This is a genomic window from Sulfuricurvum sp. (assembly GCF_036279695.1).
Classification (GTDB): Bacteria; Campylobacterota; Campylobacteria; order Campylobacterales; family Sulfurimonadaceae; genus Sulfuricurvum.
The window spans coordinates 1-11,406 of record NZ_DASUIQ010000076.1 but is presented as its reverse complement, the minus strand read 5'-3'; the positions used below and the strand labels follow the sequence as shown (position 1 = coordinate 11,406).

Genomic DNA, 11,406 nt, shown 5'->3' with positions numbered 1-11,406 from the left:
GTACATCCGTGGAGGTATTTGCTCACCATCGGAAAGGTTGACCACATCGCGAACCCTTTGAGGGCGAGGATAATCTTCGCCCCCGATTCTCTCTGTACCCGCTCCATCACGAGCAGATTCTTTTCCAAAAGAGCCTCTTCGCAGATGTAACACGGGGTATGGGGGAGTTGAGAGAAATCGATAGCGCTCATGGATAGTCCTGTAATGGGAGTTTTAATGACGTGATTGTAGCATAGAGTTATTTCTGTAAAAATCTTTACTCTCCACCGTTCACTTTCCCCCGCATCTTCTTGATATTCCCATGCTTCGTTTTGCTGTCCATCCGTCGTTTCTGTGAGTTGCGGGTCGGTTTGGTAGGGCGGCGCTTTTTCTGAACAACAGTGACGCTTTTGATAAGCTCTCTGAGACGTTCCAATGCTGATTCTTTGTTCTCTTCTTGCGAGCGTGATTCTTGGGACTTGATATTGATGATCCCATCTTTCGTAATACGGTGATCGGTAATCTCGAGGAGCCGTTCTTTGTAAAAGTCGGGAAGTGTTGAGGCGTTAATGTCGAAGCGGAGGTGTATCGCGGTAGAGACTTTGTTGACGTTTTGCCCGCCCGAGCCTTGGGATCGGATAGCGGTTATCTCGATCTCAGCGTCGGGGATACTAACAGTGTGGGAAATGTTCAGCATAACAAACCTCTGTGATAGGAGATGTTATCTCCCCCGTCCGCCCGATTTTTTCGGTGAAGGTTTTTTCGATACAGGCTCTTCCCGAGCGACACGAGGTCCCCGTTTGCCTGCGAATTTCGGCTGTACCGGTTCCTTTTTACGTTTGTTTCCGAACGCTCCGGCAGTTTTGCCTTTTTTCTCTCCCTCTTTGGAGAGACTTTTTCCCCGTGTTTTGACCAATGCGTTATCCGCAGGGGGTTCAAATCCGCTCACCAAGATCGTCTCGACATTTTTGCCCAGCATCGTTATGATTTTTTGCCATGAGATATGCTCTGCGGAGGAGAGAAGCGTGATAGCAAGTCCCTCATTCCCCGCACGACCTGTGCGTCCGATACGATGGAGATAGTCGGTACTGACGTGCGGGATGTCATAGTTGATAACAACGTCCAACCCCTCGATGTCTAGTCCTCGCGCCGCAATATCGGTTGCAACAAGGATACGGGCAGACCCTTCTCGAAACTCGTTGAGGGCACGATCGCGCGCACCGTGTTTTTTGTCGCCGTGGATCACCACGTTTTTAAGCCCGCTGGCGGTAAGTTCAGCGCTCACTTCGTCCGCTTCGACTTTGGTACGGGTAAAGACGAGAACCTGAGGATAGTTGTTCGAACCGATCAAAAAGGATAACAGCTCTTTTTTACGCTCTTTTTCGACCGGATGGACGACTTGACGAAGTGTCATATCGGCGGCTTTGAGGTTATCGATCTCAATCAAAAGCGGTTTTTTGAGGATTTTTTCGCTCAACTGTTTCACCGCAGGGGTCATGGTTGCCGAAAAAAGCATGTTTTGGCGTTTGATCGGGAGAAGATCGATGATTTGCCCCACTTCACGGATAAAGCCCATATCGAAAATCGTATCGGCTTCATCGAATACCAAAAACTCGATCCGTGACAACGGAACGTGTCCCTGCTTGTTCAACTCGATCAACCGCCCTGGAGTAGCGACGATAATATCGACACCCTCCCCCAACTCTTTCGCCTGACGCGCCATATTGGCTCCGCCGTAAAGGGCAATCGTCGTGATCTCTAACCCTTGCGCATACGTTTTTATCGCCTCTGCCACTTGGGAAGCAAGCTCGCGTGTCGGAACGATCACCAATGCTCTGGCACTGCTTTGTTTGATTTGGCTCTCGCTAACGAGTTTATGGAGGATCGGTAGGGCGAATGCCGCCGTTTTACCCGTCCCCGTTTGGGCGGCACCGAGAATATCACGTCCGCGAAGTATGAGAGGAATAACCTCTTTTTGGATCGGTGTCGGCTCAGTATATCCGAGCTCGATCAGTGTGTCGAGAAGATGGGGAGTTAGCCCTAAAGTCGTAAATGACATAAGATAGTGTACCTTTTTGGTATTTTGTTAGAGAATGTTACCATTTTGTCGCTTCAACCCTCCCTATTTTGGTCTATTTTTTGCTACGATGTCGCCATCAGATTACAGGGGACAGAATTGAGAGCATTACTTGTGTTAGCCGCAACCATTTCATTGACATGGGGAGCGTTAATCAGCGGAACGATTTTAGATAAAAATACGTCAAAACCGATAGCCAACGCTATCATCATTTCGCAAGGTAAAGAGTACCGAAGCGACTGTAACGGGTCATTTAAAGTTCCATCTTCTCCGATTATCGGTGTACGTGCCGTAGGATACGAACGAAAGTTCTATAAAAACGGCGGGAAAATGTATTTAAACCCGTTTAATCCTAAAGCCCTTTATCTTTCCAGCTTTGGTGCTACCAGCAGCAAACTTATGGGAAATGCTAAAGAGTTGATTAAATCAACCGAGATCAATGCATTGGTCATCGATATGAAAATGGATCGTGGACAGATCGCATTTAAAACCGCCAATCCTATCGCCAATAGTATCGGAGCGCAGGATGTCATTTTATTCAAAGACATCAAAAAGTTTGTCGCCGATTTGCACAAAGAGAAGATTTACGTCATTGCTCGTATCGTCTCATTCAAAGATACCCCTTATGTCACCGCCTATCCGGCCATGGGTGTGAAAGCAGCTAACGGGTCACTTTTTAAAGACAAAGAGGGGCTATATTGGATCGATCCATCACGCAAAGAGCCTCGTGAGTATATTCTCAACATCGCGGCAGAAGCAGCCTCAGCGGGATTCGATGAGATTCAATTTGATTATGTCCGTTTTCCGGATGCCAAAGGGGTGAAATTTTCAGTTGAGAATTCTCAAGCCGAGCGGGTCAAAGCGATTAGCGGCTTTTTAGAAGCGGCACGAGCGCGATTAACCCCGTATAACGTTTTTATCTCTGCCGACATCTTCGGATATGTCAGCTGGCATAATGCCGATATTGAGATCGGTCAGCGTGTCGATGCCCTCTCTCCGTATGTCGATTATCTCTCGCCGATGCTCTATCCATCAGGGTTTAATGCAGGTATCCCGGGACACCCCGATCCGGTCAAAGCCAACTATGAAGTAGTCAAACAATCGCTCGATAAAGCGCTGGAGAAATCAGCGACATCGCCGAAGTCGTACCGTCCTTGGCTTCAAGCGTTTCGCGATTACGCATTCGACCGTCGCATTTATGGAGCAAAAGAGATTCGTGAGCAAATTTCCGCGAGCGAAGCGTTCGGAAGTTGTGGGTGGATTTTATGGAATCCTCGCAATGTTTACAGTTCCGACGGATTAAAATAAAAAAATAATTGCAATTTTTTTCTAAAGATTTACCTGTATAATGCCAATGCTATAATATAAAACTCTAAATTATACGTGTAGGCATTAACAATGGTTGAATCGGACATTTTTATCGGAAGACAACCTATCTTCGATAAAGAGGGTAAATGCGTATCGTATGAACTCCTTTACCGCAGTACTCACGAGTCAAGCGAAGCTGTTTTTTCCGATAATGCAAAAGCGACTGCCCGTGTCATTATCAATCTCATCCACAATATCGGTCTCTCATCCATCATCGGCACTAAAATCGGCTATATCAATATCGACGAGCAGATCATCCTAAGCGATGTCTTCTTATCCCTTCCCAAATCCAAATTTGTTTTTGAAATCTTGGAATACACACAAGTTACCCCTGCCGTGATCGAGAGAGTGCATCATTTGCATGAGCTTGGATACCGTTTCGCCCTGGATGATTTCTCCTGCGAACCAGAAAATATCAACTATTTCAGCCCCCTTTTCCCCTATGTAGACGTCATCAAAATCGATTTACTCGCCGACAATCCCATCAGTATTGAGGAAATTGTCGCCCTGTTCAGCTCTCATAAAATAAAACTTTTAGCGGAAAAGGTAGAGGATAAAGAGACATTTGATCGATGTAAAAAAGCGGGATTTGATTATTTTCAAGGCTTTTTCTTCGAAAAACCGACTATCATCATCGGAACCAAAATAGAGCCGTCGGTTCTTAATGCTATTGATGTGATCAATACGCTTTACACAACGACCGATATGAATGTGATATGCGATAAGTTTTCATCCTATCCGGAACTCACCTTTAATCTGCTGCGCTATATCAATTCTGCCGAATTTTCTTTCAGAGAAAAAATAACGAGTATGAAACAGATTCTTAACCTCTTGGGACCATCGCGTCTTCGCTCCTGGCTCGGTCTCTTTTTATATTCTACCTCTCATGATGAGATGTTCCAAGAAGCAATTGTGGATGCGGCTAGATTTCGGGCCCATATGATGCAGGAATTGGTAAGTGTTTTGGGTAAACCCGAACTGGGAGACGAAGCTTTTTTAACCGGAAGCCTCTCTTTGATTGATACCTATTTACACATATCTATGTCCACTATCATTGATAAAATTCACCTTGATCAACCCATTATCGATGCATTAGTAACACGGAGCGGATATTTTGGAAAATTATTGCTGGTCACCGAAAAGCTCGAAAAAACGGACGATATTCACCTTTTAATCGATAAATTAGCACTCAAACTCAATCTTCGACCTGAAACGCTCTACACACTTTACACTAATGCACACAACTATACTGTTCACCCCTAGCATTATGATAAGAAATTTTGATCAATTTTTATACCAACAAATAGTGATAAAAATGCTACAATCTCAGAAATTTTTGAGGGATCTAAATTGAGCGACGCTAGTGTGAATGATAAAATTTTTTCGCTTCACGATCAAACGATAAGTACGTTACGTTCATTAGGTCTCCCTCCCCTACCGAATCACTATAAAACCCATTTTGATAAACTTCTCAACCAACAAGCCCCAGAACTCCTTCTCGCCGTAAAAAGTGACTATGATATTTCTCTCACAAGCGATGAAGATTTAACCCGCTATCTCGACATAGCCCATCGCAGCATTGAATCGTTTGTCGAAGCACATGCCGATATTTCCCATGTTGCCGGTTTACAGGAAAATTACATCAGCAAAGCGTCCAAAGAGGGGGTAGATCGATGTGTTCAGTTTGTTGACGGGCTCAGTGAATTAGGTCACAATATGTCGCTTGAACTCAAAAAAGCGCAAAGTAAAATCGACGAGCTCAGCAGTGAATTAGAAAGTACTATAACGCAACTCACTATTGACCCTCTGACAAAAGTGACCAATCGAAAAGGGTTGATTGAAGATTTAAACGGTGCTATTCAAGCCGGATCAGGTAAAACGCTTCCGATGGTGTTACTGATGATTGATGCCGATAACTTTAAAATGATCAATGATGAACACGGCCACGTCGCAGGGGACAAAGTGCTCTATTTCTTCGCACAAAGCATAAAGTCGGTCATACGAAGCGGTGACAAAGTATATCGCTACGGCGGTGAAGAGTTTAGTGTGTTACTCAACCGATGCGATAAAGAACAAGCCTTTGCCGTAGCCGATAAAATCCGCTCAAAAATCGAAAAAAGCCATCTGATTTATGCAGGCAAAACGATGAAAATGACGGTAAGTGTCGGGGCAACCATGCACCGTGAGGGAGATACCTATGATGACTTTGTCGCTCGCGCCGATGAAGCATTGTACCGTGCAAAAAATGAGGGGAAAAATCGCACGATTTTAGTGGATTAAGCGTGAAATATTCTCCTTTTTTCCTTTCTCTTATCCCGTTATCGCTCATGGGAGCAGAACAACCATCCGCATTAAGCTCTCTAAATGAAGATTTGAGCGCGACAGAACAACTGGCAACCCAAACCAATCATAATATCGATTATCAACCGTTTATTTTATCGGTATGGGAACAAAAGGATCTTCTCTCTTTTGGTGTCCACTCTCTCAAAGATGCTCTAATGCTTCTTCCCGGTGTCGATATGATGGCAAATACCAACAATAACCGAACACCCGTAGTCCGTGGTTCAAATCCCCTTTCTTACGGTCAAACCAAATTAGCGATTGACGGTGTGGTGGTCAATGACCGTTCAGCGGATACCTATACGGGTTATCTCGATTTTCCGATCGAACTTATCCAACGTATTGAGGTCGTCCGTGGTTCGGGAAGTTTTATCGAAGGGGTAAACGGCTACTCAGGCACCATCAATGTTATCACCTACGCAAAAGATGAAAACAGACTGCAACGCGGTTCGATTTTTGGAAGTTTCGGAAGCGATAATGCGCGACAATCAGGTTTTTGGTACACTCATCAGGCCTCTGATTGGAAACTCTCCGGCGATTTCTTTTACCAAAGCAATGATACGATCTCTCCTATACCGGTTACCGATAAATACAACCATACAGGCTATGCTCCGCTGGGCAGCGAACAAATCGGCTTAGGTCTCTCGTTGGTTTATAATGATTTTTATCTCAAAGGGCGTTTTAACCACTTTAAGACCGGAAGCGCGTTCGGAAATCTAAGTGCTTTACCCAATAGCGATGGAACACAAACATTCCCCGCTTGGTACATCGAAAGCGGATATACGCATAGAGTAACCGATACGTTGAGCGTAAATGCTAAAGCAGGGGTTATGGAAGACGGATGGGAAGAAGATTCTAGATTGCTTCCTCCCGGCACTTATAATGCCATCACCTATCCGAGCGGATTTTGGGCTTATACCGATTTTAATACCCGATTACTCTACGCCAATATTTCCACCACCTATTCCGGTATAAAGCATCAAAAGATTACACTCGGCTATAGTGAAAAGTATGAAGATCTCATTAATATGTCTACCATTACAACAAATAAAGCCGGAGGATCAACACTCGTTGATTATACACTCAGTGCTCCGTTTATCAATGCAGGATTGGCTTGCCGTCATACCGATGAGTTTTATATTAACGATACCATAGACATCAATGATCTATTAGCACTCTCTTTGAATCTTGGGGGGACAAAAGCGTCTAATATAGAGTTTGAACCTTATGCAAGGGCTGCTTTGGTCTATCAGCCCTACCGCCAGCATATCGTAAAATTTATGTTCGGCAATAGTTTCAGACTCCCTTCTTTTCGGGAACTTTACAGTCAAAACAATCCACAGCAAGTAGGAAATCCAAATTTAGAAGCTGAGCATGTCATTTCCTATGAGACTCAATACTTGTATAAACCTTCGGTAGATACGACATTCGGACTTAATCTATTTTATCTGAAAAACACCGATCAAATCACCCCCAATACCACCAATAAAATGTATCAGAATATCGGTCAGCGCAACATCAAAGGGTTTGAGGGTGAATTTCGCGGAAGTATCACAGAAAATGACCTTTTGTTCCTCTCCTACAGCTATATCAGAGGCGAAACGTTTAAAGGGTCTGAAACGACCGACTATCTTCCTTACGCTTCAACACAGTTGCTCAAGGGGGGCATCTCGTATGCTCTGACGCCACAGATCAATGCAAGTGTTGTTGGACGCTATAACAGTGGAAAAGAGCGACGTCCCAACGATGCACGAAAAAATGCGATGGACTCATTCGCATCATACGATCTCATTTTAGGGTGGGAAGGGACTGAGGGATTCTATCTCCAAGGTGCTCTGAAAAATGCCAATAACGCTATCTATCGTTATATATCGCCTCCAGCCACCTATGCGGATGACTATCCGGTAGAGGGTCGAGTATTTTGGATTAGAGGCGGTTGGAAATTCTAATGCGGATCATACTCCTTTTGATCTTCGGATTTATTATCGCATCGGCACAAGATACGCTTATAATAAATGCCCATATTCGTATGCTCCCTAAAATCATGGCGTTGGATACACGGTTAAAAACTTCCTCATCCAAAGTGATATTCGCGGTAGTATACGATTCAAATCGAAAAGCTAATGCCCAACTCATTGCGGATGAAATCAATAAATTTCATAACGGAAGAGTTTCAAATATTCCCTTTATCGCTATCGCTCAGTCGGCGGATGAGATCGTGGAACGTAAAGATATTGCTTTTGTCTACACTACTCAGCGATGCAGTCCAAAATCACTTAAAAAAATCGCGGAATGGGGAATATCCAACAGTGTCCCCACATTTTCATACGATGTAGCCGATTTAGAATACGGATTATTAGGCTCCATTGCGATTGAGCGTTCATCCATCATTTACATCAATAAAAGCACCCTAAAAGAGGGGAGATTCCATTTTGAAAACACCCTATATCAAATCGCAAGGCTTGTAGAATGAACCGATTTAAACATGCCCGCCTTTCGACAAAACTCTTTATGGCGCTTATTTTTGCAGCCGTAATGATCTTTATCGCCATTACCTTAGTCACTTTTTCAATCGTTCGTGATTTAACCATGAACTCCCAAAAAGAGAAAGCGACGCTACTCCTCGATACGGTGAACCCAGCCGTTTCGCTCTCTCTCTTTTTAGGGGTGAATGATTTAGGTGATAAACTCTCGACTATTACCCAGCGCGATGACGTCATTGCACTAAAAATTTCCGATTTAAAAGGGCATATTATTTTAAACTATGCTCAGCATGAGCGCTCTCAATCGTATCAGAGTATCAATATCACTGAAAATTTGATGGAACCCTCAACCCTAAAACCGATCGGTTCGATCACGCTAACCTATTCCGGTGAAGAATTTACCAAAGCGATGAGCCGTTTTTATACCTTATACGGTTGGATTTCCGTCACTGTTTTCGCTATTTTAGGATTAATGATCCTATGGATCAACCGCCTTTTACTGCCGATAACCCTGATCGCTTATAAAGTTCGGAACTTTAAACCGGGGGAACAAATAACATTTGACATCCCCTACGCACAACGTGAATTTACCCAGATTATTCATGCATTTGAGATGATGCAAGAGCGTGTCATCCAATATTCGGATGATATTGAGTCTATCAACAAAAACCTTGAGCTTAAAATCACCGAACAAACCCATAAAGCAACCCACCATTTGTATTACGATACCCTTACGTCATTGCCGAACCGAATCAAACTGCAAGAAGATTTGCAAGTAGAATCGATCAGTACGGTCGCTATCTTGAATATTGATGATTTTAAAGAGATCAACGATTTTTTCGGTATTGATGCTGGAGATTGGCTCTTAACCCAAATTGCGCATTGGCTCCGTGAAATGAAACTAAAACCTTACCGTATCGGGGGAGATGAGTTTGCCTTTCGTTTGAAAGAGGGTCGTACCCATGCCGAGTTTCGACATGACATTGAGATCCTCCTCTCTTTACTGAATGAAAAACCTTTTATGATTGCGGATGAAACCGTTCATGTTCGAGCGACTATCGGAATAGCACTCGACAGTGATAAACCGCTCATTCATGCCGATGTCGCACTCAATAAAGCTCGCAGTTCAAAACTCCCCTACTCTGTATATGACCCATCCGAAGGGATTGAACAGCAGTATCAAGCCAATATTGCCATGTCTGCTCAAATACGTCAAGCTTTGGTTGAGCACCGCATCGTCTGCCAATATCAACCTATCGTCTCGTGTCAAACCGGAAAAATTGAAAAATTCGAAACCTTGGTACGCATTCAAAATGAAGACGGTTCGCTGATCGCACCGTATGATTTTTTACCGATCGCACAAAAAACGAAACTCTATCACCATATTACCCAGGAGGTTGTCTACCAAGCCTGCCATCTGTTTGCAGCACGCTATGAGCAGTTTTCAATCAATCTCTCCAGTAGTGACATGCTCGATCCTCGGACAGTTATTACCATTGAAAATATTCTACGCCAAACCAACACTGCCAATCGGGTCATTTTTGAGATTTTGGAATCGGAGGGGATTGAGAATTTTGACGAAGTTGCCTCGTTTATCACACGGATGAAAGCTTTGGGGGTGAAATTTGCCATCGATGATTTCGGAACCGGTTACTCCAACTTTGAAAATATTCTCAAACTCAGCGTCGATATTCTAAAAATCGACGGCACTTTGATCAAATCTATCAATGAAAACCGTCGCCATCGTATTGTTGTTGAAGCGATTGTCGACTTTGCTCACCGCATCGGCATTGATACGGTAGCCGAATTTGTATCCTCAGAAGAGATTTTACAAAACGTAACTGATTTGGGAATTACCTACGCACAAGGATTTCATACGGGGAAACCGCAGTTTTTACATCAACAACTGATGTAATCTTACTGCATTAGCATATTATACGTCTGATAATTGTTCTTACCCTTCCCTTTTGCCGCGTACATTGCCGAATCCGCAGTACTCATGAGAGTCTGTACATCGGATGAGTATTTCGGGAAACAACTGATTCCGATACTCGCACCGACTTTCACTTCATGACCTTCCAAAACTACCGGCGTTGAAACGGCCTTGATGATTTTTTGAGCGATATGAGCGACCGATTCATGATCGGAAATACTCTCGATAATGATGGCAAACTCATCACCGCCGATCCGAAATATACTATCGTTTTGGCGCATCGTATTAGTGAGACTCTCACTCACGTGCCGCAGGAGTAAATCTCCCACATGGTGTCCGATCGTATCGTTAACGATCTTAAAATCATCCAAATCGATCATCAACAAATAACACGAAGTGCCATATCTCTGCGCATTTGAGATTGCTTGGACGATACGTTCTTCAAAAAAGTGACGGTTGGGGATTCCGCTCACCCGATCATAATACGCCAATTGTTGCATCGTCAAATCTCGATTATGAATCTGCGTCATCATCTCACCGAACGCCCGAGATAGGTTCCCCACTTCATCTTTGGACTCAACCGAGATAGGGGTAGAATAATCATTCTCTTCGGTTACTTTTTGCGTCGCTTCAATCAATTCCATAAGCGGCTCGGTAATCATCTTACTGATACGTTTGGCAACCATGCGTGCCAACATAAACCCAAATAAGGTTGCACTCATGATAATGAGGGCAAACCATTCCAGTCTCGTATACAGTGAATTTAGACTGCTCACTAAAATCAAAGAACCGACATGTTCTGAACGCAAAAAAATCGGTTTCTCAATAGTAACACTGCTCAAGCCCAGCCGCTCTTTACGCTCTTTGGAGGCTTGAAATTTTTTGGTTGGTTTACGAAATTTCATCCCCTTGCCATCACCGTAATAGCTCTCCAAAATGGTCCCATCCGATAAGATCAGGTGAGCTTCCCTCATGTCATGAGCGCCGCGCAGTGCCGATAGTGTATCGTGTGCGGCTTCCGTATCTCGAAATGCCATTGCCGCCGCCGAGCTCTCCCCCGTAATCTCCGCTTGTACTCGGATCTCTTCGAGGACACTCTCACGCAAGGCAAAATACTCATACGTCACCATAATGACGACAACGGGAACAAATGCAAATGCAATCCCAAAAACATTAGAATAAATGAGCTTTTTTTGAATCGACCAATCACTCAGTGATTTTTTAAA

The 11,406-nt window shown here is 43.9% G+C and carries 9 protein-coding genes and 1 pseudogene; 6 read left to right on the top strand and 4 right to left on the bottom strand.

From position 1 onward, the window contains the following. The 3 genes and pseudogenes from VFW36_RS07865 to VFW36_RS07855 form a co-directional block, all read right to left on the bottom strand. A pseudogene (locus VFW36_RS07865) lies at positions 1–191 on the bottom strand (carboxynorspermidine decarboxylase); the annotation flags it as partial. Between the two features lie 65 nt (positions 192–256). Beyond that, positions 257–676: an alternative ribosome rescue aminoacyl-tRNA hydrolase ArfB gene (gene arfB / locus VFW36_RS07860; protein ID WP_329658262.1), complete on the bottom strand. Its 420-nt coding sequence runs from the start codon at positions 674–676 to the stop codon at positions 257–259. A 24-nt stretch (positions 677–700) separates the two neighbouring features. Then, complete coding sequence (locus VFW36_RS07855) at positions 701–2,038, bottom strand: DEAD/DEAH box helicase (RefSeq protein WP_329658261.1); 1,338 nt, start codon at positions 2,036–2,038, stop codon at positions 701–703. A gap of 117 nt (positions 2,039–2,155) precedes the next feature. Here VFW36_RS07855 and VFW36_RS07850 point away from each other — a divergent pair, with 117 nt between their 5' ends. The 6 genes from VFW36_RS07850 to VFW36_RS07825 all read left to right on the top strand — a co-directional run bounded on the left by VFW36_RS07850 (position 2,156) and on the right by VFW36_RS07825 (position 10,162). Further along, positions 2,156–3,364, top strand: coding sequence for a putative glycoside hydrolase (locus VFW36_RS07850; RefSeq protein ID WP_329658260.1), 1,209 nt, complete (start codon positions 2,156–2,158; stop codon positions 3,362–3,364). Positions 3,365–3,454: 90 nt separating this feature from the next. Continuing rightward, positions 3,455–4,687 carry an EAL and HDOD domain-containing protein gene (locus VFW36_RS07845; protein WP_329658259.1) on the top strand — a complete coding sequence of 411 codons (1,233 nt, stop codon included), beginning with the start codon at positions 3,455–3,457 and terminating at the stop codon, positions 4,685–4,687. An 87-nt stretch (positions 4,688–4,774) separates the two neighbouring features. Further along, a complete protein-coding gene (locus VFW36_RS07840) occupies positions 4,775–5,704 on the top strand; it encodes a GGDEF domain-containing protein (RefSeq protein WP_329658258.1) in 930 nt (309 codons plus the stop codon). A 2-nt stretch (positions 5,705–5,706) separates the two neighbouring features. Then, on the top strand, positions 5,707–7,713 hold the full coding sequence (locus VFW36_RS07835) for a TonB-dependent receptor plug domain-containing protein (protein ID WP_329658257.1): 2,007 nt from the start codon (positions 5,707–5,709) through the stop codon (positions 7,711–7,713). After that, entirely contained in the window at positions 7,713–8,237 is a 525-nt protein-coding gene (locus tag VFW36_RS07830) for a hypothetical protein (RefSeq protein WP_329658256.1), read from the top strand. The genes VFW36_RS07835 and VFW36_RS07830 overlap by 1 nt, the downstream gene beginning before the upstream one ends. Beyond that, the gene (locus VFW36_RS07825; RefSeq protein ID WP_329658255.1) at positions 8,234–10,162 is read left to right on the top strand and encodes a putative bifunctional diguanylate cyclase/phosphodiesterase; all 1,929 of its coding nucleotides are present in this window, start codon (positions 8,234–8,236) and stop codon (positions 10,160–10,162) included. The genes VFW36_RS07830 and VFW36_RS07825 overlap by 4 nt, the downstream gene beginning before the upstream one ends. Before the next feature lie 2 nt (positions 10,163–10,164). Here the strand turns inward: VFW36_RS07825 and VFW36_RS07820 are convergent. After that, the coding region (locus tag VFW36_RS07820; protein WP_329658254.1) for a diguanylate cyclase domain-containing protein at positions 10,165–11,406 on the bottom strand (1,242 nt) is incomplete at its 5' end.

What these genes read in the sequence shown, in the direction of transcription:
- VFW36_RS07855 (WP_329658261.1), bottom strand. Translation starts at nt 2,038, where the DNA reads ATGTCATTTACGACTTTAGGGCTAACTCCCCATCTTCTCGACACACTG.
- arfB (WP_329658262.1), bottom strand. Translation starts at nt 676, where the DNA reads ATGCTGAACATTTCCCACACTGTTAGTATCCCCGACGCTGAGATCGAG.
- VFW36_RS07845 (WP_329658259.1), top strand. Translation starts at nt 3,455, where the DNA reads ATGGTTGAATCGGACATTTTTATCGGAAGACAACCTATCTTCGATAAA.
- VFW36_RS07830 (WP_329658256.1), top strand. Translation starts at nt 7,713, where the DNA reads ATGCGGATCATACTCCTTTTGATCTTCGGATTTATTATCGCATCGGCA.
- VFW36_RS07825 (WP_329658255.1), top strand. Translation starts at nt 8,234, where the DNA reads ATGAACCGATTTAAACATGCCCGCCTTTCGACAAAACTCTTTATGGCG.